The 21,467-nt window shown below is 46.3% G+C and carries 22 protein-coding genes and 1 other RNA gene; 18 read left to right on the top strand and 5 right to left on the bottom strand.

What is annotated here, in order from left to right; all coding sequences use genetic code 11:
• Nucleotides 1-21 precede the first annotated feature (21 nt).
• Together acpP and fabF are read left to right on the top strand one after the other, a co-directional pair.
• Entirely contained in the window at nucleotides 22-258 is a 237-nt protein-coding gene (acpP, locus tag ACEPPX_RS04170) for an acyl carrier protein (RefSeq protein ID WP_047759914.1), read from the top strand.
• A gap of 159 nt (nucleotides 259-417) precedes the next feature.
• Nucleotides 418-1,668, top strand: coding sequence for a beta-ketoacyl-ACP synthase II (gene fabF, locus ACEPPX_RS04165; protein WP_416623051.1), 1,251 nt, complete (start codon nucleotides 418-420; stop codon nucleotides 1,666-1,668).
• A gap of 369 nt (nucleotides 1,669-2,037) precedes the next feature.
• On the opposite strand, the gene ACEPPX_RS04160 is transcribed toward fabF, so the two are convergent.
• Nucleotides 2,038-3,207 (bottom strand): cytochrome-c peroxidase, encoded by a 1,170-nt coding sequence (locus ACEPPX_RS04160; protein WP_416623050.1) that lies wholly within the window; start codon nucleotides 3,205-3,207, stop codon nucleotides 2,038-2,040.
• 371 nt (nucleotides 3,208-3,578) lie between these two features.
• Between ACEPPX_RS04160 and ACEPPX_RS04155 the strand changes: the two genes are divergently transcribed.
• The 7 genes from ACEPPX_RS04155 (at nucleotide 3,579) to ACEPPX_RS04125 (ending at nucleotide 7,321) form a co-directional block, all read left to right on the top strand.
• Complete coding sequence (locus ACEPPX_RS04155) at nucleotides 3,579-4,568, top strand: NAD(P)H-dependent glycerol-3-phosphate dehydrogenase (RefSeq protein ID WP_416623145.1); 990 nt, start codon at nucleotides 3,579-3,581, stop codon at nucleotides 4,566-4,568.
• Nucleotides 4,569-4,687: 119 nt separating this feature from the next.
• Nucleotides 4,688-5,026, top strand: a complete 339-nt coding sequence (locus ACEPPX_RS04150; protein ID WP_047759911.1) for a hypothetical protein — start codon at nucleotides 4,688-4,690, stop codon at nucleotides 5,024-5,026.
• Nucleotides 5,023-5,322: a cell division protein ZapA gene (locus ACEPPX_RS04145; RefSeq protein WP_047759910.1), complete on the top strand. Its 300-nt coding sequence runs from the start codon at nucleotides 5,023-5,025 to the stop codon at nucleotides 5,320-5,322. Before ACEPPX_RS04150 ends, ACEPPX_RS04145 begins: the two co-directional genes overlap by 4 nt.
• 22 nt (nucleotides 5,323-5,344) lie before the next feature.
• Nucleotides 5,345-5,527: non-coding RNA, 6S RNA (ssrS, locus tag ACEPPX_RS04140), on the top strand.
• 273 nt (nucleotides 5,528-5,800) lie between these two features.
• Complete coding sequence (gene rplM / locus ACEPPX_RS04135) at nucleotides 5,801-6,229, top strand: 50S ribosomal protein L13 (RefSeq protein ID WP_047759909.1); 429 nt, start codon at nucleotides 5,801-5,803, stop codon at nucleotides 6,227-6,229.
• Between the two features lie 9 nt (nucleotides 6,230-6,238).
• Nucleotides 6,239-6,631 carry a 30S ribosomal protein S9 gene (rpsI, locus tag ACEPPX_RS04130; protein WP_047759908.1) on the top strand — a complete coding sequence of 131 codons (393 nt, stop codon included), beginning with the start codon at nucleotides 6,239-6,241 and terminating at the stop codon, nucleotides 6,629-6,631.
• A 444-nt stretch (nucleotides 6,632-7,075) separates the two neighbouring features.
• Nucleotides 7,076-7,321, top strand: coding sequence for a GlsB/YeaQ/YmgE family stress response membrane protein (locus ACEPPX_RS04125; protein WP_047759907.1), 246 nt, complete (start codon nucleotides 7,076-7,078; stop codon nucleotides 7,319-7,321).
• A 235-nt stretch (nucleotides 7,322-7,556) separates the two neighbouring features.
• Here the strand turns inward: ACEPPX_RS04125 and tal are convergent, their stop codons facing one another.
• The gene (gene tal / locus ACEPPX_RS04120; RefSeq protein WP_416623049.1) at nucleotides 7,557-8,603 is read right to left on the bottom strand and encodes a transaldolase; all 1,047 of its coding nucleotides are present in this window, start codon (nucleotides 8,601-8,603) and stop codon (nucleotides 7,557-7,559) included.
• Nucleotides 8,604-8,685: 82 nt separating this feature from the next.
• Between tal and ACEPPX_RS04115 the strand changes: the two genes are divergently transcribed.
• The 7 genes from ACEPPX_RS04115 to hpf all read left to right on the top strand — a co-directional run bounded on the left by ACEPPX_RS04115 (nucleotide 8,686) and on the right by hpf (nucleotide 13,881).
• Nucleotides 8,686-9,663: a KpsF/GutQ family sugar-phosphate isomerase gene (locus tag ACEPPX_RS04115; protein WP_416623048.1), complete on the top strand. Its 978-nt coding sequence runs from the start codon at nucleotides 8,686-8,688 to the stop codon at nucleotides 9,661-9,663.
• A 38-nt stretch (nucleotides 9,664-9,701) separates the two neighbouring features.
• The gene (locus tag ACEPPX_RS04110; protein ID WP_416623047.1) at nucleotides 9,702-10,235 is read left to right on the top strand and encodes a KdsC family phosphatase; all 534 of its coding nucleotides are present in this window, start codon (nucleotides 9,702-9,704) and stop codon (nucleotides 10,233-10,235) included.
• The gene (lptC, locus tag ACEPPX_RS04105; RefSeq protein WP_047759903.1) at nucleotides 10,232-10,813 is read left to right on the top strand and encodes an LPS export ABC transporter periplasmic protein LptC; all 582 of its coding nucleotides are present in this window, start codon (nucleotides 10,232-10,234) and stop codon (nucleotides 10,811-10,813) included. Before ACEPPX_RS04110 ends, lptC begins: the two co-directional genes overlap by 4 nt.
• Nucleotides 10,794-11,303, top strand: coding sequence for a lipopolysaccharide transport periplasmic protein LptA (gene lptA / locus ACEPPX_RS04100; RefSeq protein ID WP_416623046.1), 510 nt, complete (start codon nucleotides 10,794-10,796; stop codon nucleotides 11,301-11,303). The genes lptC and lptA overlap by 20 nt, the downstream gene beginning before the upstream one ends.
• Before the next feature lie 106 nt (nucleotides 11,304-11,409).
• Nucleotides 11,410-12,144: an LPS export ABC transporter ATP-binding protein gene (lptB, locus tag ACEPPX_RS04095; RefSeq protein WP_047759901.1), complete on the top strand. Its 735-nt coding sequence runs from the start codon at nucleotides 11,410-11,412 to the stop codon at nucleotides 12,142-12,144.
• Nucleotides 12,145-12,152: 8 nt separating this feature from the next.
• Nucleotides 12,153-13,505, top strand: a complete 1,353-nt coding sequence (rpoN, locus tag ACEPPX_RS04090; RefSeq protein WP_416623045.1) for an RNA polymerase factor sigma-54 — start codon at nucleotides 12,153-12,155, stop codon at nucleotides 13,503-13,505.
• A 58-nt stretch (nucleotides 13,506-13,563) separates the two neighbouring features.
• Nucleotides 13,564-13,881 (top strand): ribosome hibernation-promoting factor, HPF/YfiA family, encoded by a 318-nt coding sequence (hpf, locus tag ACEPPX_RS04085; RefSeq protein ID WP_416623044.1) that lies wholly within the window; start codon nucleotides 13,564-13,566, stop codon nucleotides 13,879-13,881.
• Between the two features lie 113 nt (nucleotides 13,882-13,994).
• On the opposite strand, the gene prmA is transcribed toward hpf, so the two are convergent.
• Together prmA and aceK are read right to left on the bottom strand one after the other, a co-directional pair.
• Entirely contained in the window at nucleotides 13,995-14,882 is an 888-nt protein-coding gene (prmA, locus tag ACEPPX_RS04080) for a 50S ribosomal protein L11 methyltransferase (protein ID WP_416623144.1), read from the bottom strand.
• Nucleotides 14,883-15,004: 122 nt separating this feature from the next.
• On the bottom strand, nucleotides 15,005-16,783 hold the full coding sequence (gene aceK, locus ACEPPX_RS04075; protein WP_416623043.1) for a bifunctional isocitrate dehydrogenase kinase/phosphatase: 1,779 nt from the start codon (nucleotides 16,781-16,783) through the stop codon (nucleotides 15,005-15,007).
• A 250-nt stretch (nucleotides 16,784-17,033) separates the two neighbouring features.
• Here aceK and grpE point away from each other — a divergent pair, with 250 nt between their 5' ends.
• A complete protein-coding gene (grpE, locus tag ACEPPX_RS04070; protein ID WP_416623042.1) occupies nucleotides 17,034-17,597 on the top strand; it encodes a nucleotide exchange factor GrpE in 564 nt (187 codons plus the stop codon).
• Between the two features lie 227 nt (nucleotides 17,598-17,824).
• Nucleotides 17,825-19,750 carry a molecular chaperone DnaK gene (dnaK, locus tag ACEPPX_RS04065; RefSeq protein WP_416623041.1) on the top strand — a complete coding sequence of 642 codons (1,926 nt, stop codon included), beginning with the start codon at nucleotides 17,825-17,827 and terminating at the stop codon, nucleotides 19,748-19,750.
• Nucleotides 19,751-20,089: 339 nt separating this feature from the next.
• Here the strand turns inward: dnaK and ACEPPX_RS04060 are convergent, their stop codons facing one another.
• Complete coding sequence (locus ACEPPX_RS04060) at nucleotides 20,090-21,355, bottom strand: acetate kinase (RefSeq protein WP_416623040.1); 1,266 nt, start codon at nucleotides 21,353-21,355, stop codon at nucleotides 20,090-20,092.
• Between the last annotated feature and the right edge of the window lie 112 nt (nucleotides 21,356-21,467).

Raw genomic sequence — 21,467 nt, 5'->3', positions numbered from 1 at the left:
GGCATATAAGGACTGACCAACATGTCAAATATTGAACAACAAGTTAAAAAAATTGTTGCCGAACAATTGGGTGTGAATGAAGCTGAAGTTAAAAACGAATCTTCATTCCAAGACGATTTGGGTGCCGACTCTCTGGATACCGTTGAGCTGGTAATGGCTTTGGAAGAAGCCTTCGGCTGCGAAATTCCCGATGAGGAAGCTGAAAAAATCACTACCGTTCAGTTGGCGATCGACTATATCACCGCTCACAACGGTTAATTTGCATTTAATGCAATAAATCGGCCTCTGCTGCGGGTTTGCCTGCCGACAGGGGCTTTTCCTTACTTATGTACCGTCAATTTTGAATTTCAGACGGCCTGCAGCCGGGAGTCATTAAGGTTGCAGCCATCCTAACCTAAATATAATAGTGAGACAGCTATGAGCCAGAGAAGAGTGGTCATTACCGGTTTGGGACAAGTGTCGCCGGTGGGCAACGATGTGACAACCGCATGGAACAACCTGTTGGCCGGCCGAAGCGGTATCGATACCATTACCCGCTTTGATGCCTCTGAGCTAAACTGCCAAATCGCGGGTGAAGTAAAAGATTTCAATATCGGTGACTATATCAGCGCTAAAGAAGCCCGCCGTATGGATGTTTTTATTCATTACGGTATCGCAGCTGCTTTACAGGCCGTCGCCGATGCGGGATTGGATGATATTGAAGGTTTGGACAAAGACCGTGTAGGCGTCAATATCGGTTCGGGTATCGGCGGTTTGCCTAGCATTGAAGCAACCGGCACTGCTGTACAAGAAGTCGGCCCGCGGAAAATTAATCCCTTTTTTATTCCCGGATCACTGATTAATTTGATCGCCGGACACGTTACTATTCTCAAAGGCTATCGTGGTCCCAGCTACGGTATGGTTTCCGCTTGTACCACCGGAGCGCACGCTATCGGGGATTCGGCACGCCTAATCAAATATGGTGATGCCGATATTATGATTGCCGGCGGCGCAGAAGGTGCGATTTGTACTCTCGGTATGGGCGGTTTTGCTGCTATGAAGGCCCTCTCTACTCGTAATGATGATCCTAAAACTGCTTCACGACCATGGGATAAAGGCCGGGATGGTTTTGTAATGGGCGAAGGTGCCGGTATTTTGGTATTGGAAGAATTGGAACATGCGAAAAAACGCGGTGCCAAGATATATGCAGAGCTGGTTGGTTTTGGTATGAGCTCGGATGCTTATCATATTACCGCTCCGAATGTGGAAGGACCAGCTTTGGCGATTACACGTGCTTTGCATGATGCCGGTTTGAATGCGACAGATGTGGATTATGTTAACGCTCACGGTACTTCTACGCCTTTGGGTGATGCCAATGAAACAAATGCTTTGAAGTTGGCACTGGGAGAAGAACATGCACGTAAAATCGTGGTGAACTCTACCAAATCAATGACCGGTCATTTGCTGGGTGCGGCAGGTGGTGTTGAAGCCGTGTACAGCGTGTTGGCCGTTCACGAGCAAAAATCGCCGCCGACCATCAACATTTTCGAGCAAGATACTGAATCAGGCTGTGATTTGGATTACTGTGCCAATGAAGCTCGTGATGTGAAAATCGATGTGGCTATTTCCAATTCATTCGGTTTCGGCGGTACGAATGGTACGCTGGTATTTAAAAAGTTTACTGATTAAAAATTTTAGATAACTCGAAATATTGTTTTTTAAAGGCCGTTTGAAATATTTTCAGACGGCTTCTTCATTTTTATATAGATTTGGTTACGCTCCATATATGTCGTTAATCATAGATGAGGTTGGTTTGCGAGTGAGAGAATAGTTGGTTAGGTAGTCATACTGTTGGAAATACCCGGTTTTGCTTGAGGGGGTATGCTTTAAACAAGCGAAATTATTAATAGCCTATTAGATTGATAGAGTTAAGAGATGGTATGTATAAAAGCAAAGCTACTTTGGGAAAAAGATAATGCCGTCTGAATTAATTCGGACGGCATTGGTTTAGGCGGTTCAATATTTCAGACTAGGAAAAAATCCAAATATTGAATTTACTTACTTATCTGTAGCAGGGCGGGCTTGCTCTGCGGTTGATGAAGGCAATACCGGCAATACGCGGGCAGACTCCGGAGCAGGAGCAGTGAGTGTGCCGAGGAAGGCAACGATATTGTCTACATCTTCTTTAGGCAATTGTTTACCCAGTTGGGCTTGTCCCATAATTGAAACAGCTTTATCTAATTCCCAAACGCTACCATCGTGGAAGTATGGGTAAGTTTTGGCGACGTTGCGAAGGCCGGGAACACGGAATACGAATTTATCGCTTTCTGTTTTGGTAACCTGGAAGCGGCCTTCGTCATGGTTTTTGCTGCCGGTGAATTTCCAGTAGGGACCGTCAACCAGGCCGAATTTTTGGAATGAGTTGCCGCCTAAGGTAACGCCTGAGTGGCAGGCAATACAGCCGTTGTCGATAAATGCTTTAACACCTTTTCGTTCTTGGTCGTTCAAGGCGCTGATATTACCTTTGAGATACTCATCCCAGCGGGTTGGTGTCAGCAAGGTGCGTTCGAATGCTGCAATCGCGTCAGTAATATTGGCAAAGTTGATCTCGCCGCCTTTATCCGGATAGGCAGCCTTGAACATTTCTTGGTACTCGGGAATATGGGAGATTTTGGCCGCAACGGATGCTTCGTCAGGCATTGCCATTTCTACCGGATTGAGTAACGGGCCGCCTGCTTGTGCTTCTACATCGGGTGCACGACCATCCCAGAATTGGCTGCCCAGCAAAGCTGCATTTAGGGCAGTAGGTGAGTTGCGGGCACCTAGCTGGCTTTTATCACCGGGACTAGTCGGTAGGTTGTCAACGCCATAAGAAGCCAAGTTGTGGCAAGAGTTGCAGCTAACAGTATTGCCGCGTGATAAGCGTGGTTCATACCATAATTGATGCCCTAATTTGACTTGCTCGTCTGTGAATGGGTGGATTTTCTCCATTTCTGCGCGATCGGGTAGTGGTTGGAAAATACCTTGTGCTTTGGTCAGCAGATCTTTATCTTCAGCGGAGGCATTGCTATTGTCATATTGGGCTTGTGATGCTGATGCGGTTGGAGCCGATGCGGCACTTGCAGCTGCAGGTTGCTCTGGAGAGGATGCGGATTGCTGTTGGTTACAGGCAGCCAAAGTAAATAGCGTAGCTAATCCCAGTGCGGACTTTTTCATAGTAAGTTTCATTATGGTTCCTTTCTGAATATTTTGATTGTGTTCGTCAGGTAGTGGCAGATATGGTAGTTTTCCCTTTGGGTAGGTATCGTTATGTGCTTGGTTAGAGTATAGAGTGGTTGTTTCTTGGAAACTTTGCCTTAAGTCAATCTTAAAATTAGGTATGCTTATGCTATTGGTTTATTTTATCAGGGCAATAGTTTTAGGTTAAGTGTGGCGGTACTCAAAATGTAGCTGAGGATTATTAAAAAACAGTGATGAAGTACAACATTTGATTCCTTTGTTGACTTTAGGATGTAGCGTGTAAAGGAGGGGGTATTAAAGCTTGCATGCGGGGCATGATTGTTTTAAAGTTGGCGGCAGTTTCGGAAAGTGAGAATGAGATGAAAATTACAGTGATAGGTGCCGGTGCTTGGGGAACAGCGTTGGCTATACATTTTTCCAAGCAGGGTCATGAAGTTTCTATGTGGGCGAGAAATGAAGCACATATGCGTGCTTTGCAACAAGATAGTGAAAATAAGCGATACTTGCCTGGATTCGAGTTACCAGAGGCTTTAAAGGCATGTACTTCCTTATCCGAAGCATTAAGCGGGAGCGAATTGGCTTTGATCGTTACCTCCGTAGCGGGTTTGCGTGATAGTGCCAAACTGTTGTCAGATAACGGCTATTCCCACCTGCCTGTTTTGGCAGCTTGTAAGGGTTTTGAACAAGATACCGGTTTGCTCACTTTCCAAGTTTTGAAAGAGGTTTTACCCGGTAATGATAAAGTCGGCGTACTTTCCGGCCCTAGTTTTGCACAAGAATTAGCTAAACAGTTACCCTGTGCGGTAGTGCTGGCTTCAGAGAACAAACCATGGATCGAGAGCGTGGTACAGCAATTAAATTCAGGCGTGATGCGTTTGTATGGTAGTGAAGACGTTATTGGTGTGTCAGTTGGTGGAGCAGTGAAAAACGTCATGGCTATTGCCACAGGTCTTTCAGATGGCCTTGAATACGGTTTAAATGCACGTGCCGCTTTAGTAACCCGTGGTTTGGCTGAGATAACCCGACTGGCAGTGGTCATGGGCGCACAGCCGAAAACCATGATGGGTCTGGCCGGCATGGGCGACTTGATTCTTACCTGTACCGGAGCGTTATCCCGTAACCGTCGGGTGGGGCTGGGGTTGGCTTCGGGTAAGGAATTGCATCAAGTGTTGGTCGAAATCGGTCATGTTTCCGAAGGTGTCAGCACTATTGAAGAAGTATTTAACACGGCGTGTAAATATCAGATCGATATGCCGATTACCCATACATTATTGCAACTTATCCGTAAAGAATTGACGGCCGAGCAAGTGGTTGAGCGTTTGATGGAGCGCGAAGCACGATTCGAATAAAGCCAATTCGGTAAATTTTCTAAGGCCGTCTGAAAAGATTTTCAGACGGCCTGATTTGACAGTACGCATACATCAATCTATGCTTGCAGCCATAATTTATTTTCCTGGTATGACAAATTATGAACCAGTCTTTGGAAAAACTTGAGGTCAGCGTTTATCAGCTGGCACAGAAATTTGAAACCGTAGTCGGTGAGAACAAGCGTCTGCATGAAGAAATTGCCCGTTTGAAGGCAGAACAAACCCAGCAGAAAAGTGAGCACCAGGCGGCCGTTGATGAATTAAGCGAAGCATTATTGGTGCAAGTGGGTAAGTTAAAAGAGGATCTGCAGAGTAAGATCGACGGATTAATGGTAGAAAACCAACAATACCGCGATTTATTAGAAGGTAGCGCAATGCATATCCGGACTTTGTTGGCAAGATTGCCGAAAGAGACGCAAGAATATGAGGGTGAATTATGAGCCATGAGCAAGTCAGTATCCATATCATGGGACGCCAGTTTAATATCGGTACTCCTCCGGAAGAAAAGGCTACCTTACTGCAGGCAGTCGAGTTATTAAATCAAAAAATCGATGCAATCAAACAAAACGGCAGAATTGTTGAAACCGATAAAATCGCAATTATGGCCGCCTTAAATGTAGTACATGATTTATTAAAAATGTCACTTAAAGATGATTTGGCAATCGGCGAATTTGAGCGTAAAATAAATGGCATGGTTGAGGTTTGCGATAAAGCCCTGTCAAGGCTTTCGAATTAAATCAACAACCAACAGTTTCTTCTTTTCCCTGCGGTGTTCGCGAAGGCATACATTCCTTTGAACCAATAAGTTCGCTTCAGGTTGCCGAGAGTAGTGATGGGAGCGAGCGTCGTTTATAGTCGATGCACCCGAAATCACCCCGAGGTGACCGCCTTGTCAGCAAGGTTCAAGCGGATTCAGCCTAAACGACATTTGCGGGGATTCAATTTTAAGAAATACCACCTATTGGGTGGTATTTTTATTCTATGGTATATCATGACATAGCACTTGCCGGGGCTTAGAAATGTATCGTATGCCAGACTCTTTGCGTTTTAAAATTTAAATGATGTTTTAAGCTGATGCTTGAAATACAACACTTTGGATTAGCCCTATTCTTAGAGAACCGGTAAATACTTTATACGGCGTCAATTTGATTGACAGAAAACTGATTTATCACTAGAATCGGTAGCTTTCTATATATTTGTTTGGATTCCTCCTTATGAAAACCTTTTCAGCCAAACCGCATGAGGTGAAGCGCGAATGGTTCGTTATCGACGCTCAAGATAAAGTTTTGGGTCGCGTTGCTGCCGAAATCGCCCACCGTCTGCGCGGTAAACACAAGCCAGAATATACTCCTCACGTTGATACCGGTGATTACATTATTGTAATTAATGCCGACAAATTGCGTGTTACCGGTAACAAAGCGTTGGATAAGAAATACTACCGCCATTCAGGCTATCCCGGTGGTATCTATGAGCGTAACTTCACCGAAATGCAAGAAAAATTCCCTGAGCGCGTTTTGGAGAAGGCCGTAAAAGGCATGTTGCCGAAAGGCCCCTTAGGTTACGCCATGATTAAAAAATTGAAAGTGTATGCAGGTGCCGAGCACGGCCATGCCGCACAACAACCTAAAGTATTGGAAATCTAAGGACACGACATGAACGGTAAATATTACTACGGCACTGGCCGCCGCAAAAGTTCAGTGGCTCGTGTATTCCTGCAAAAAGGTACTGGCCAAATCATCGTAAACGGCCGCCCTGTTGATGAATTTTTCGCACGTGAAACCAGCCGCATGGTTGTTCGCCAACCTTTGGTATTGACTGAAAACGCCGAAGCGTTTGATATTAAAGTAAACGTAGTTGGCGGTGGTGAAACCGGCCAATCTGGTGCTATCCGCCACGGTATCACCCGCGCTTTGATTGATTACGATGCAGCTTTGAAACCGGCTCTCTCTCAAGCTGGCTTTGTTACTCGTGATGCACGTGAAGTTGAACGTAAAAAATTCGGTTTGCGCAAAGCACGCCGTGCGAAACAATTCTCAAAACGTTAATTGTTTATCCAAAAAAGCCCCACAATGTGTGGGGCTTTTTTTATTTTCTACTATTATCGTGTAAGCTCATAATTTTATTGGGCGAGATAAGATGGTTCATAAGTTGTTATATACCAGGTTGAGGAACAAAGTTGTCGGTGTCTAAATGAAAGATTTTGATCTTCTGTTGCTTATGGTAATCATTTGTTCGGCAATATAAATAAGGCTGAATGTTTATTTTGATTAAAATATTGTACTTTATGAATTTTTGTAAATTTGTGCAATTTCACTACTGATTTTGGAGAGACTTGGTATCCTGTACTGGAGATATAAGCTTTATTGTCTTTGAAATGGAATGCTAAATAAAGCGGAAGTATGTGTAACTAAGTTATGTTATAAAGCTTATGCTTGCTGTTAGCGATTAGCTAGTAATTTTGAAATATTTTATTAGAATGGGAAAAAATTATGGGTTGGTTAGGTACTATTATTGTAGGTTTTGTCATCGGTATATTGGCTAAGATGTTACACCCTGGTAAAGACAATTTGGGTTTTATTATGACCACTTTGTTAGGTGTGGGTGGTTCTTTATTGGCCGGTGCGGTTGGTGAGGGATTAGGCTGGTATCATGCAGGTGAAGGGGCTGGTTGGATTGCATCAACTATATTTGCAGTGATTATTTTGGCTATTTATACACGTGTGGTTAAGAAATAAGCATTTGTTTGCTGGACTATAAAGTTCATTTTGGGGCGGGGATGGAGTTTTCGGATTTCATCCCTAAATTTTTTATACATATGGCCCGATATGACAAAATTTTCAGAATCGATTCAGTTTTATTAAAAAATGCCTATGCCGTCTGAAAAACAATTCGATAGCGGTTAAATAAAAATACGCAAACAATATAGGTTTGCGTATTTTAAAATATTTGATTCTCAAAATGGTGATTTGATTAGCTTAACGGCTCAAGCAATTTGGCAAATGCATCGTTGAATTGTTGTAAGCCGTCTTCTTGTAAGCGTGAAGCCAGCACTTCTACATCAATCCCGAGAGCTTCCACTTCAGCTAAGTGTGCCAATGCTTCTTTAGTATTGGCTGTTAATGTATTAGTTGCTACGCCATGATCTATAAAGGCTTTTAATGTAGCATCCGGTACGGTATTAACTGTTTCTCGGCCAATCAGGTTGTCTACATAGAGAGTATCTGGATATGAAGGGTTTTTTACGCCGGTAGAGGCCCAAAGTAATTGGACACGGTTTACATTTTCGTTAGCAAAAAATTCTTGGCTGAAGAAGTTCTGCCAGTCAAGATAAGCGGCTTTTGCTAAAGCAATGGCGACTTTTCCTTGTAAGTGGCTAGGAAGTGTCGCATCCAGAGCATTATCAATGCGTGAAATGAAGAAACTGGCCACAACTTGTATGTGCTTGGTCGGTAAACCGGCTGATAAGCGTTTTTCAATACCACGTTGATAGGCAGCATAAGCTTTTAGTGTTTGTTTGCGTGAGAATAACAGTGTAAGGTTAATGCTAAGGCCGTCTGAAACCAATTGTTCCAGTGCTTCGATGCCTGCATCTGTGGCAGGTACTTTGATCATAACGTTTTTGCGATTGATTTCTGCATGTAAACGTTTGGCTTCGGCAACCGTACCTGCGGCATCGTGTGCCAAATCCGGAGATACTTCTAAGCTTACAAAACCGGTTTTGCCGCCGCTTGATTCAAATTCCGGCAGGCATACGTCGCAAGCGGCTTGTACATCGGCAACGGCCAGTTTTTCATATCGTTGTTTCGGGTTAAGACTTTGTTCTTTTAAAGCGGTGATTTCATCTTTGTATAATGCATCGCCTGCAAAAGCTTTCTGGAAAATAGCGGGGTTTGATGTTACGCCGCATACACCTTGTTGCAACATTTTTGCCAATTCGCCGCTTTGTATCAGCGAGCGTGACAGGTTGTCCAGCCAGATTTGCTGTCCTAAAGCTTTAACGTCGGATAAAATGGTCATCTCTGAGGCCTTTTTGAGTTGAGGATAGATGAATAATCCTACCTTGAAATGGCGTATTTGAATAGAGTAGGGAACCAAAAGAATGAAAAATCAGGCTGTACAATATTTGGATTGGGCACGTCAGGTATTGCAGACGGAAATACAAGCCTTGCAAGAAGTTGCGGCAGACTTGGATGATAATTTTTCACAAGCCGTCGAGGTCATTAAAAAATGCCCAGGGCGTATTGTGGTGATGGGTATCGGCAAATCCGGACATATCGGCCGAAAAATTGCGGCAACGTTGGCTTCGACGGGTACGCCTGCATTTTTTGTACATCCCGCAGAAGCTGCGCACGGTGATTTGGGAATGGTGGTGGACGGAGATGTGGTTTTGGCTCTTTCGAATTCCGGGGAGAGTGATGAGGTAACCGCCATTTTACCCGCTATTAAACGTAAAGAGGTAAAACTGGTATGTATTACAGGGAAGCCGCATTCTACTATGGGGCGTTATGCCGATATCCATATTACTTGTGCCGTTTCCGCCGAAGCATGCCCGTTGGGCTTGGCTCCGACTTCCAGTTCGACGGCAATGTTGGCTTTAGGAGATGCTTTGGCGGTGGCCTTGCTGAGGGCTAGAGAATTTACGCTGGACGATTTCGCTTTGAGCCACCCGGCCGGAAGTTTGGGTAAGCGTTTGCTCTTGAGGGTACGGGATATTATGCATACAGGTGAAGCTTTACCCTTTGTGTTAGAGGGCACTTCTTTAAAAAACGGCATTATCCGCATGAGTGCTACAGGATTGGGGATGCTGGCCATTGTAGATCTGGAAAACCGTATCAAAGGTATCTTTACCGACGGCGATTTGCGCCGTTTGTTTCAGCAACGTGATGATTTTACCGGTTTGCATATGGATGAAGTTATGCATTTGAGCCCGCAAACCATTTCTGCCGATCAGTTGGCGACAGAAGCCTTGAAGCAGATGCAGCAAACCAAAGTAAGCGGCTTGTTGGTTGTCGATGATGAGAAAAGGTTGGTGGGTGCGTTGAATATGCATGATTTGCTGAAGGCACGTATTATATAAAATATATGCAAATTAAATAAAAATAGGATTTAAAATTAATGAACCTTTCTCCCGAATTGGCAACAAGAGCCAAAGCCGTTAAGCTACTGATTATGGATGTGGATGGCGTGTTGACCGATGGTCATATCTATATCCGTGATAACGGTGAAGAGATTAAGTCGTTTCACACTTTGGATGGGCACGGTTTGAAAATGTTACAGAATAGCGGTGTCAGAACGGCGATTATTACCGGCAGAGATGCGCCGTCTGTCGGCTTGCGTGTTAAGCAATTAGGTATTAACTATTATTATAAAGGCATACACGATAAAAAAGCGGCCTATGCTGATTTGCGCGCCCAAGCAGGAGTAGAGGAGCATGAGTGTGCTTTTATCGGTGATGATGTGGTTGATTTGCCTGTTATGGTACGCTGCGGTTTGCCGGTTGCCGTACCTGAAGCACATGATTTTACTTTGCGGCATGCGGTTTATATAACGAAGAAGCAGGCAGGAAGAGGTGCGGTACGCGAATTGTGTGATTTGATTATGCTGGCACAGGGAACATTGCAGCCTGCACTGGAAGAGTACATTAAATGATAAAAAAATGGCGAGGCGGTTGGCTGTTTCCGCTGGTTTTGGCACTCGGTTTAGGAGTGTTGAGCGCCTGGTTGGGGCGTATTAGCGAGCTGGATATTGAAGAGGTGGCATTGAATCCGAACGAACCCCAATACTCTATGAGTGGTATTGATGGCCGTCGCTTTGATGAAACCGGCCGTCTGAAAGAGAATCTCAGTGCGAGAAAGGCTTGGCAGTTGCCTAAAAGTGATGATGTTTATTTTGCCGAACCAAATTTGGTGTTATACGGAGAAAGTGGGAGACTGTATGATGTAAATAGCAGTGAAGCCCGCTACAATACAGAAAACCGCCAAGTGGTTTTTGAAAAAAACGTGGTGTTGACCAAAGCGGCTGAAGCGGGACGTCCGGCCGGAATCTTGAAAACATCGAGTTTGACCGTAGATACCCAAAATGAAAATGCTTATACCGATGCAGCGGTTGTGTACCAATACGGACAATCGCAAGGTACGGCACAAGGTGTGCAATACAATCATCAAAAAGGTTTCCTAAATTTACCCTCGAGAGTGAAAGCCATTATTTATGACCCGAAAAATCCTTAAAAGCGCGGCATGGGCCGTATTTTTGGCTGCTGCGCCTGTCGCTTTCGCATTGGAAAGCGATCGTAATCAACCAATTGAAATCGAAGCAGACCAAGGCTCGCTTGATCAGGCTAACCAAGTAACCACTTTCAGTGGTAATGTTATCATCAAACAAGGTTCGCTGAATATCCGTGCCGGAAGCGTAAAAGTTTCGCGCGATGCGAAAGGGCAGCAGCTAATGGCGGCAACGGGCAATCCTGTCCGTTTCGGGCAAACGCTGGATGGTAATAAAGGCCGTGTCGAAGGACAGGCCAATAATGTCGAATATTCTTCGGCTACAGGCATCGTGAAGTTGACCGGTAATGCCAAAGTGCAGCGAGGCGGAGACAGAGCGGAGGGAGCCAGTATCGTTTACAATACCCGCACGGAAGTTTATACCGTTAGCGGCAGCAAGGCTGTCTCCGGTAAAGGTGGTAAGCGGGTAACCGTAGTTATCCAGCCTAATAAATAATTTTGAGCTCAAGATTCATCCGGCAGGCCGTCTGAAATTGACAGAAGCATTTCAGACGGCCTTAAAAACGTTTACAATAACCCCAATCACTTTTTTGAGTTTTCCTATGAATGCTACGCACAGCCGCTTACATGTCGCAAATTTACAGAAAGCGTTTAAAAAGCGCCAAGTAGTGAAAAACTTTTCATTGGATATTGAAAGCGGCGAAGTTGTAGGCTTGCTTGGGCCGAACGGGGCAGGTAAAACCACCAGCTTTTATATGATTGTCGGCTTGATTGCCGCGGATGCCGGTACGGTACAGCTCGATGGGCGGGAAATACGTCATCTGCCGATTCACGAACGCGCGCGGTTGGGTTTGGGTTACCTGCCCCAAGAGGCGTCTATTTTCAGAAAAATGACGGTAGAGCAAAATATCCGGGCGATCTTGGAAATCAGCTTGTCGGATAAGTCGAAAATCGACAGCGAATTAAACCGTTTGTTGGCCGATTTAAATATCGAGCGTTTGAGGGAAAGCCCTGCACCTTCTCTTTCTGGAGGAGAGCGCCGTCGCGTGGAAATCGCCCGTGTATTGGCTATGCAGCCGCGATTTATTTTGCTAGACGAACCCTTTGCGGGTGTAGATCCGATTGCCGTGCTGGATATTCAAAAAATCATTGAGTTTTTAAAGGCACGGGGTATCGGTGTATTGATTACCGACCATAATGTACGGGAAACCCTACGCATCTGTGATCGTGCTTATATCATCAGTGAAGGTACCGTATTAGCCTCAGGCGAACCTGATGAGTTGGTCAATAACGAGCAGGTACGCGCCGTTTATCTTGGTGAAAATTTCGATTATTAACATTCTTTATGAGCAGCCAGACTTTCCGCCTAAAACTGAAACAAACCCAGCAGCTGAACCAAAATTTACAGCAGTCTTTGCGTATTTTGCAGCTGTCGGGTTTGGAGTTGGAGCGGGAGGTGGATGATTGGTTGCAGGATAACCCCCTGCTTGAAAGGGTTGAGGCTGATTTCCAGTCTGAGCCCGAACGAGTTTCCGCTGCACCTGCCCGAACCAAACAAATCGGCGGCGAAGAGGCCGAAGATGTTTGGGCGACTATTGCCGATGAAGATAATTTCCACGAATACTTACACAAGCAAGTCAGTGAACATCCCCTGAGTGCCGAAGAAGCGGCCAAAGTTCATTTTCTGATTGATTTTCTTGATGAACAAGGCTATTTGACAGATAGTCTTACCGATATTATCGAGCATACACCGCTAGAATGGATGTCGGATGAAGAAGATATCCAGCATGCTTTGGATTGTTTGCAGCAGTTTGATCCCGCAGGTGTTGGCGCTTCGGGTTTGGCTGAATCGTTGCTGTTGCAGTTGCAACGCTTGCCGGCTTCTTCCGCGCGCCAGTGCGCTGCACGGATCACTTTGGAGTATCTGGATGACTTGGGTGGGAGCAGGCAGCAGAATGTGATTAAATTAAAACGCGAGCTTCCAGATGATGCAGATACTATCCATCAGGCATTGGATATTATCGGTAGTCTTAATCCTTTTCCAGCTTACGGTTTTTCAGGAGGAGAACCTGCCGGTTATGTTCAACCCGATGTATGGGTTAAGGAAACTGCCGAGGGATGGACTGTTGGAAGTAACGAACAGGCATGGCCTCAAGTACGGGTTAATCAAGAATTTTACGACTTGCTGAAGAGCAGCCACGATGTGGATCCTGTGTGGAAAGAAAAAATTACCGAGGCACGCCAAAAAATCGAAAGCTTGGCACACCGTAAAAGTACGGTATTGCGTTTGGCGGAATATATTGTTGAACGGCAAGCCGATTTTTTTATTTTCGGTGAAATCGGGCTGACGCCGATGCTGTTGAAAGATGCCGCTGTCGATTTGGGTGTTGCAGAAAGTACGGTGTCCCGAGCTGTTAATCATAAATATTTGGCTTGCCCGCGCGGTGTGTTTGCGTTACGCTACTTCTTCACACAGGCAGTAGATGCAGGTGAGGACAACGAAGGAACCAGCCAAAGTGCAGTTAAAGCGATGCTGGCTCAATTGGTGGAGTCTGAAAATAAATATAAGCCTTATTCGGATCAAGCTTTATGTAAAATGTTGTCGCAGCAGGGGATTGAGATTGCACGGCGTACCGTTGCCAAATATCGCGAATCGATGAATATCGCTCCCGCCCACCAACGCAAGCTCGCACGGTAAGTATTTTTCTCCAATCCGTTTCAGGCGGATTGGAATTCTCAACCGAAGGAGTATAGTTATGAACCTGAAAATTACCGGTCTGAATTTCGATGTTACCGAAGCTATTAAGAATCACGTTGCCGGCAAACTTGAGCGGATTAACCGCCATGCGGAAAATGTGATTTCGGTGACCGTCACCCTTTCGGTGGAGAAAGTTAACAATAAGGCAGAGGCTGATGTACATTTGGCCGGTAAAAATGTGCATGTCGAAGCTGTTGAATCAGATATGTATGCGGCGGTAGATGTATTGATGGACAAACTTGACCGCGCCATTTTGAAGCATAAGGAAAAACGCAATGATGTGCGCTCGGCTCCGGTTCCGGCCGCCGAAGAATAATGTTCTATATTTCTTTTGAAAAACCCTGCTCAGGCAGGGTTTTTATTTATTTATGCCGTCTGAAAGTGTTTTCAGACGGCATATTTGAGGAGATATGAAGAAGGCGTGCCGCACTAGCGTTTGGTGCCGCTTAAACATGCCCAACCGTTATCGATTTGGGCAGGCGCCAAGTCGAACCACTGGCCGTAGATGCCGCTCATTTCCTCTACTTGTTCTTCGAGAATACCGGATAAAACGATACGGCCGCCTTGTTTGGTACGGCCAGCCAGCATTTCACCGAGCATGCGCAACGGATTGGCCAGAATATTGGCAACGACTACATCGAATTGGCCCTGTGGCAAAGCATCCGGAAGATAGAAATGGGCGCTGACATCGTTTTGGGCGGCATTGTCGTTACTGGCGCGGATGGCTTGTTCGTCAATATCTACGCCAGTAGCACTGCCGGCGCCGAGTTTGAGTGCGGCAATGGCCAAAATCCCTGATCCGCAACCATAGTCCAGTATGCTTTCTCCACCTTTTAAATTGTTATCCAGCCATTGAAGACACAAATGTGTAGTCGGGTGGCTGCCGGTGCCGAATGCCAACCCGGGATCAAGTTGGAGGTTGACTGCTTGGGCATCCGGTACTTCGTGCCATGAGGGAGTAATCCATAGGCGGTCGGAAATTTTAATCGGGTCGAATTGTGATTGCGTAAGGCGAACCCAATCTTGCTCGGGCAGAAGTTCGGTTTCATAAACGGGGATGTTGATTCCGCATTGTTGTGCCGTCGCAGCGATAATCGGATCAACATCGGCTTGTTCTTCAAATAATGCGATCACTTTGCTTTGCTGCCAGATTTGCTCGGTCGGCATGCCGGGCTCGCCGAAAATAGCTTGTTCGTTGGCGGTTCCGGCATAGGCGTCTTCAATGGCGGCTGAAAGGGCACCGTGTTCCATAAGTGCGTCTGAGAGAGGCTCCGCGATATGATCGTTGACGGCAATGGTGGTTTGTTGGTAGGCCATAATTTCTTTCATGTAAATTAAGGAGCCGTCTGAATGGTTTCAGACGGCTGATTCAGAATAGGTTCATTTTAACGGAACGGCTGCAATTTAAAAAGGTTTGAGGCCGTCTGAAAAAGCGGGCTTTACACGTCGGTATGATCCATCAGCCCTTTGGCGACTTTATCGGGTGTAAAGCGTACCGATTGCGGGTAGGGATAGAAATCGTCAAACAGGCCTTGTTCGAGCAAGGCTTTTTTCCCTTGCCAGAATTCAGGTGTGAGCAGGTCTTTGTGGTGTTGCAGGAACACTTGCTTCACATCAGGTTCGCCTAGTAGAAACGGGCCGAACTCTTCGGGAAAAACGTCTCCTTTGTGGACCGGATACCAAACCTCACCCGACATTTCGAACTCGGGATTGGGGGCGGGCGGGATGGCGCGGAAGTTGCAGTCGGTCATATATTCGATTTCGTCGTAATCATAGAAAATCACGCGCCCGAAACGGGTCATGCCGAAGTTTTTATACAGCATATCGCCGGGGAAGATGTTGGCAGAGGCCAACTCTTTGAGGGCGTAGCCGTAATCGATGACGGCAGCGGCTTTTTCAGCGGGTTTTGCCTGCTGCATAAAGAGGTTGAGCGGTTTCAAACGATACTCGACATACACGTGTTTGATAATCAGCCAGTCGTCGTTTTCTTCGATTTGTTCGGGCGCCAGTGTGCGCATTTCCTCAATAAATTCTTCACTGCAACGGTTTTTGGGCAGCGGTACATTGGAAAACTCCAAAATATCCGTCATCCGCCCGACGCGGTCATGTTTTTTCACCAAAAGATATTTTTGCCGCACATATTCGCGGTCGAAGTCTTTATTGGGGCCGAACTTATCTTTGATAACTTTGAAAACGTAGGGAAAAGAAGGTAGGGTGAACACCGTCATTACCAAACCTTTTACGCCGGGAGCGAGGATAAATTGGTCGTGGGAGTATTGGAGGTGTTGGGTAAATTCGCGCCACCAGATATTTTTTCCCTGCTTATGCAGACCCACCATGGTATAAAGATCGCCTATGGAACGGACTGGAAGCATATTGTGCAAAAAGCGTACATATCCGCTGGGTACGGGCATATCGACTAAGAAATAGGCTCGTGCAAATGAGAATAAAACGGCAATTTGTTTGGGGTCGAAAAGTGCTGTATCGACAATCAGCTTGCCGTTAGCGTTGTGCAGAACAGCCAGTGCAAAGGGATGGCGGACGCTGCCGTTGATAATCTGCCCGAAAATGTATGCGCCCTTATTCCGGTAAAAAGGTGAGTTCAGCACCTGAATATGCAGGTTCATTTCTTCGGGCGGCCAATCGGTTTGGAAGTGTCGTTTGGCAGCCCGCAAAATATTGCTGATGTCTTTGCCGATATGGGCAAACGGAACATTCCAGCCGAAATGAAAGAGGATATCGCGCATACAACCACGCAGGCCTTGTTTGCTGGGGTAAAATGAGCTGAAAGTGGGCGGGTCCGAGTCGATATATTCTGTGCTGGTGGCCGGTTTTACAAAGATGAATTGATTGTTGTAATACTCTTTTGAAAGCAGGCGGGTAGATACGGAATTGAAAAAAGTTTCTGCCAATTCGGGCTGTTTGTGGTTCACTAAAAGCGCAATATATTCGGTTTTGGCCGCCGCCCATACTTCATCGCTCAGCGCATTGGCGGCATGTTCGCGGCGCAGTGTGTCTACTGCCTCGGAAACCCGCTGATCGTACATCTGGATACGTGTGGCCACCAAATCCTGAATGCCGCGCCAGTTGCGCTCTTCGAAAAATGCCTTGGCTTTGGCGGTTACTTCGCGGTAAAGACGGTAGTGTTTGTTGAAGCCGGCAAGCATGGTTTCTGCAACCGCGTGCCCTTGAAGTTGCGATAGTTGTTGTCGCGTCATGATTTTCCTCAATACTTTGTAGATTTTTTGGCCTGGTTCATTAGTTCAGACAGCCTGTATTTGATTGTTTATACAAGCGATTGGTTTATAAGTCTAACCTTATAAAGTTTCGGATGATTTTGCAAGCCGCTTGTTTGCCATGACTGTGATTGACCGGGATATTCGGTAGGGTGCTTGAATATTTTTCAGACGGCCTTATATAGGTAAAGATAATTTATATTGAAAGACTGTTGGATACAGGATATCGAAAATGAGCGAACAAAATACCCATACCGAAGAGAATATCGACAATGCAGCCGCTCCGGAGACAGCCGAAGCAGATGCTCAAGAGCAAGCCGTACCGCCTACATACGAAGAATTGCAGGCACGCGTAGAAGAGCTGGAGGGCATGCTGAAAGACGAGCAACTTCGCAGTTTGGCCAATGAGCAAAATTTGCGCCGCCGTCATGTTGAAGAAATCCAATCTGCACACAAATTCGCCGGCCAGAAATTCGCTACCGAAATGCTGCCCGTGAAAGATTATTTGGAGATGGCGCTGCTGGATCAAAGCGGTAATTTCGATGCCCTTAAAATGGGCGTTCAGATGACGCTGACCGAGCTGCAAAAAGCTTTCGACAACACTCAAATCACCGAAATCAATCCTCAGGCCGGAGAAAAACTCGATCCGCACCGCCATCAGGCTATGCAGGCGGTAGAGAGCGAGCAGGAGCCTAATACCATCGTGAGCGTTATGAAAAAAGGTTATGCCTTAAACGAACGCGTATTGCGCCCGGCTATGGTCGTAGTGGCTAAGTCGGCAGAGGCCGAAGCCTGACTGAAAGGTTGTTTGCATTTTATCAAACGTCGCGTTTTCAGACGGCCTAGATAAATTTTCATGTTTTAAGGGTAATAAATCCTTAAATATAATTTACAACAAATTGATTTAAATTGGATAAAAAAATTATCCACAAGCACTTGAAAAGAAGCGGGTCTCCCTTATTTTGTAGACCAACAGGGCAGCAAAGCCCGCTTAAAATCAAATTTATTAAGGAGCTATAAATCATGGCAAAAGTAATCGGTATTGACTTAGGTACGACCAACTCTTGTTTGGCTATTTCGGAAAACGGCCAAACCAAAGTGATTGAAAATGCCGAAGGCGCACGTACCACCCCGTCAATCATTGCTTATTTGGACGGCGGTGAAATCTTGGTCGGCGCACCGGCCAAGCGCCAAGCTGTAACCAATGCAAAAAACACCATTTATGCCGCCAAACGATTGATCGGCCATAAATTCGAAGATAAAGAAGTACAAAAAGACATTGACTTGATGCCTTTCGAAATCATCAAAGCCGCCAATGGCGACGCTTGGGTGAAAGCACAAGGTAAAGAGCTGTCTCCGCCGCAAGTATCTGCCGAAGTATTGCGCAAAATGAAAGAGGCCGCCGAAGCTTACTTGGGTGAGAAAGTAACCGAAGCCGTGATTACCGTACCGGCTTACTTCAATGACAGCCAACGTCAGGCAACTAAAGATGCCGGCCGTATCGCCGGCTTGGATGTGAAACGTATCATCAACGAACCGACGGCCGCAGCATTGGCGTTCGGTATGGATAAAGGCGACAACAAAGACCGTAAAATCGCCGTATACGACTTGGGTGGCGGTACTTTCGATATTTCCATCATCGAAATCGCCAATGTAGATGGTGACAAACAATTCGAAGTATTGGCTACCAACGGCGATACTTTCTTGGGCGGTGAAGACTTCGACCAACGCTTGATTGACTACATCATCACCGAGTTCAAGAAAGAACAAGGTATTGATTTGAAACAAGACGTAATGGCCCTGCAACGCTTGAAAGAAGCTGCCGAGAAAGCCAAAATCGAATTGTCGAGCGGTCAGCAAACCGAAATCAACCTGCCTTACATCACTATGGATGCGACCGGCCCGAAACACTTGGCGATGAAAATCACCCGTGCCAAATTCGAAAGCCTGGTAGAAGACCTGATCGAACGCTCTATCGAGCCTTGCCGTATCGCTTTGAAAGATGCGGGCTTGAGCGCAAGCGAAATCGACGACGTGATTTTGGTGGGTGGTCAAACCCGTATGCCGAAAGTACAGGAAGCCGTAAAAGCCTTCTTCGGTAAAGAGCCGCGTAAAGACGTGAACCCCGATGAAGCCGTAGCCGTAGGTGCTGCGATTCAGGGCGAAGTATTGGGCGGCGGCCGCAGCGACGTATTGCTGTTGGACGTAACCCCCTTATCGCTCGGTATCGAAACTATGGGCGGTGTGATGACCAAGCTGATTCAGAAAAACACCACCATTCCGACCAAGGCTTCGCAAACTTTCTCGACTGCCGAGGACAACCAAAGCGCGGTAACCATCCATGTGTTGCAAGGTGAGCGTGAGCGTGCTTCTGCCAATAAATCGCTGGGTAACTTCAACTTGGGCGATATCGCACCGGCTCCGCGCGGCGTACCGCAAATCGAAGTAACATTCGATATTGATGCCAACGGTATCTTACACGTGTCTGCCAAAGACAAAGGTACCGGTAAAGAAGCTAAGATTACCATCCAAGGTTCTTCTGGTTTGAGCGAGGAAGAAATCGAACGCATGGTGAAAGATGCTGAGGCTAATGCCGAGGAAGATAAAAAGCTGACTGAGCTGGTGGCTTCACGCAATCAGGCCGAAGCATTGATTCACTCGGTGAAAAAATCATTGACTGATTACGGCGACAAACTGGATGCCGATGAGAAAGCTAAAATCGAAGACGCTTTGAAAGCCGCCGAAGAATCTGTAAAAGGTGAAGACAAAGCCGATATCGATGCCAAGGCTGAAGCATTGGGTACTGCAAGTCAAAAACTGGGCGAGCTGGTTTATGCTCAAGCTCAAGCGGAAGCCCAAGCAGCTGAAAGCGGCGCGCAAGCCGACGGTAAGAAAGACGATGATGTCGTTGATGCCGAGTTTGAAGAAGTGAAAGACAAAAAAGACTAATTGTGTTTAGTTTTTAGTGTAAAAAGCACCGCATATAGTTGCGGTGCTTTTTTTATTCGTATCATTCGTTGATATCAAATGCCGTCTGAAAACTTTCAGACGGCATTTGATATTATGTAGCCGGAAGGAATTGCTTAAGATTTATCAGAATGTGCTTGCCGTTTCGGTTGGGCGCCGAAATAAAGAGAGAGGCAAAAGCCAATGTTTTTTAGCGGTATAAACGGTAAACCAATTGAAGAATACGGGAGAAAAAGGCCGTCTGAATTTTCAGACGGCCTTTAAACTTCAACTGCAACATGTTAACCAATGGCAGCGGTTTGTGATCGGACAATCAACTGCTTAGTTGCCCAATCCGGAAAGCTGACGGGTATCGAAGGCAATCATGCGTTCTTCGTTAGTCGGCACAACTATCGCACAAGGCATACTGCCTGCTTGTGTGATGATACCGGCCTTGCCGAAACGTGTGGCTTCATTGGCTGCTTCGTCAAGTTTCAGACCCAGAATGCCGAGGTATCCGATGGTTTTGGCACGGATCAGGCTTGAGTTTTCACCTATACCGCCGGTGAATACGAGCGCATCCAAGCGACCGGTGGCAACACTCATGGCGGCAATATATTTGGCTAAGCGGTAAGCTGTGATTTCCAAGGCCAATTTCGCCCCTTCGTGTCCTTCGGCGGCTGCTTCCTGAATAGTGCGCATGTCGTTCGATAGCTCGGAGATGCCCAGCAGTCCCGATTTTTTATTCAGCATATCGTTCACTTCTTTTGCGCTCAAACCGGTGGCCGCTTCAATAAAGGTGAATGCGCCGGGATCAATATCGCCGCTGCGCGTACCCATTACCAAACCTTCCAGAGGAGTCAGGCCCATGCTGGTATCTTTTGATTCTCCGCCCAAAATAGCGGCAACCGACGCACCATTACCCAGGTGTGCAACGATTAGGGCAGTGTCTTTCAAATCTTTGCCCAGCATATCGGCTGCTTCTTGGGCAACGTAGCGGTAGCTTGTGCCGTGAAAGCCGTAGCGGCGCAATCCGTATTTGTGATAGAGCTCGCGCGGAACGGCATAGGTGTAGGCATGTTCGGGCATGGTTTGGTGGAATGCAGTATCGAATACGCCGACATTGGGCAGACCAGGGAAAATAGTGCGGGCGGCTTCGATACCGGTGAGGTTGGCGGGATTGTGTAACGGTGCCAGGGGAATACATTCTTCCAATGTGGCAATGACATCATCAGTCAGCAACACCGAAGCGGAATATTTTTCTCCGCCGTGTACGACGCGGTGGCCGATGGCCGCAACCAAGCTTTGCAGATCATGGGATTTTAATTCTTCCAATAGCGCTTCCACGGCACCGGTATGGTCGTTCTTTTCGCCTAATTCAACGCGGTGTTTTTCGCCGGCATGACGTCCGACAAACCATGAATCGCGGTCGGCAGGAAGGGCTTTCGGATTATCAGCATAGCTGAAGGTGATATAAGCATCGGGAGTGGTTAGCTTTTCGGCCAAGCAGCTGAGAACCAGTTCGCCGTGTTCGCTATCGAGCAGAGCGCCTTTGAGGGACGAGCTGCCGCAGTTTAAGACCAAAATCATTTTGGGATTGGCTTGCATTTGATATTTCTCCTTTGTGTTTTTTCTTGTGTAGTGCAATGTAATTGAAGAAGATGAGGTTGTGAAATTATTTCTGTGGATTGCTGCCATCAGAAAAATTGATAGAGGTTGT

The sequence above is a fragment of the Neisseria sp. S1 genome (assembly GCF_048060015.1).
Lineage (GTDB): Bacteria > Pseudomonadota > Gammaproteobacteria > Burkholderiales > Neisseriaceae > Neisseria > Neisseria arctica.
Note: the sequence above shows the minus strand (reverse complement) of the source record. Positions and strands in the feature narration are given on the sequence as shown.

What these genes read in the sequence shown, in the direction of transcription:
- ACEPPX_RS04125 (WP_047759907.1), top strand. Translation starts at nt 7,076, where the DNA reads ATGGGTTGGTTAGGTACTATTATTGTAGGTTTTGTCATCGGTATATTG.
- lptB (WP_047759901.1), top strand. Translation starts at nt 11,410, where the DNA reads ATGAATGCTACGCACAGCCGCTTACATGTCGCAAATTTACAGAAAGCG.
- ACEPPX_RS04155 (WP_416623145.1), top strand. Translation starts at nt 3,579, where the DNA reads ATGAAAATTACAGTGATAGGTGCCGGTGCTTGGGGAACAGCGTTGGCT.
- fabF (WP_416623051.1), top strand. Translation starts at nt 418, where the DNA reads ATGAGCCAGAGAAGAGTGGTCATTACCGGTTTGGGACAAGTGTCGCCG.
- ACEPPX_RS04160 (WP_416623050.1), bottom strand. Translation starts at nt 3,207, where the DNA reads ATGAAACTTACTATGAAAAAGTCCGCACTGGGATTAGCTACGCTATTT.
- rpoN (WP_416623045.1), top strand. Translation starts at nt 12,153, where the DNA reads ATGAGCAGCCAGACTTTCCGCCTAAAACTGAAACAAACCCAGCAGCTG.
- rpsI (WP_047759908.1), top strand. Translation starts at nt 6,239, where the DNA reads ATGAACGGTAAATATTACTACGGCACTGGCCGCCGCAAAAGTTCAGTG.
- aceK (WP_416623043.1), bottom strand. Translation starts at nt 16,783, where the DNA reads ATGACGCGACAACAACTATCGCAACTTCAAGGGCACGCGGTTGCAGAA.
- tal (WP_416623049.1), bottom strand. Translation starts at nt 8,603, where the DNA reads ATGACCATTTTATCCGACGTTAAAGCTTTAGGACAGCAAATCTGGCTG.
- grpE (WP_416623042.1), top strand. Translation starts at nt 17,034, where the DNA reads ATGAGCGAACAAAATACCCATACCGAAGAGAATATCGACAATGCAGCC.
- lptA (WP_416623046.1), top strand. Translation starts at nt 10,794, where the DNA reads ATGACCCGAAAAATCCTTAAAAGCGCGGCATGGGCCGTATTTTTGGCT.
- lptC (WP_047759903.1), top strand. Translation starts at nt 10,232, where the DNA reads ATGATAAAAAAATGGCGAGGCGGTTGGCTGTTTCCGCTGGTTTTGGCA.
- prmA (WP_416623144.1), bottom strand. Translation starts at nt 14,882, where the DNA reads ATGGCCTACCAACAAACCACCATTGCCGTCAACGATCATATCGCGGAG.
- dnaK (WP_416623041.1), top strand. Translation starts at nt 17,825, where the DNA reads ATGGCAAAAGTAATCGGTATTGACTTAGGTACGACCAACTCTTGTTTG.
- ACEPPX_RS04150 (WP_047759911.1), top strand. Translation starts at nt 4,688, where the DNA reads ATGAACCAGTCTTTGGAAAAACTTGAGGTCAGCGTTTATCAGCTGGCA.
- ACEPPX_RS04110 (WP_416623047.1), top strand. Translation starts at nt 9,702, where the DNA reads ATGAACCTTTCTCCCGAATTGGCAACAAGAGCCAAAGCCGTTAAGCTA.
- ACEPPX_RS04145 (WP_047759910.1), top strand. Translation starts at nt 5,023, where the DNA reads ATGAGCCATGAGCAAGTCAGTATCCATATCATGGGACGCCAGTTTAAT.
- ACEPPX_RS04060 (WP_416623040.1), bottom strand. Translation starts at nt 21,355, where the DNA reads ATGCAAGCCAATCCCAAAATGATTTTGGTCTTAAACTGCGGCAGCTCG.
- rplM (WP_047759909.1), top strand. Translation starts at nt 5,801, where the DNA reads ATGAAAACCTTTTCAGCCAAACCGCATGAGGTGAAGCGCGAATGGTTC.
- hpf (WP_416623044.1), top strand. Translation starts at nt 13,564, where the DNA reads ATGAACCTGAAAATTACCGGTCTGAATTTCGATGTTACCGAAGCTATT.
- ACEPPX_RS04115 (WP_416623048.1), top strand. Translation starts at nt 8,686, where the DNA reads ATGAAAAATCAGGCTGTACAATATTTGGATTGGGCACGTCAGGTATTG.
- acpP (WP_047759914.1), top strand. Translation starts at nt 22, where the DNA reads ATGTCAAATATTGAACAACAAGTTAAAAAAATTGTTGCCGAACAATTG.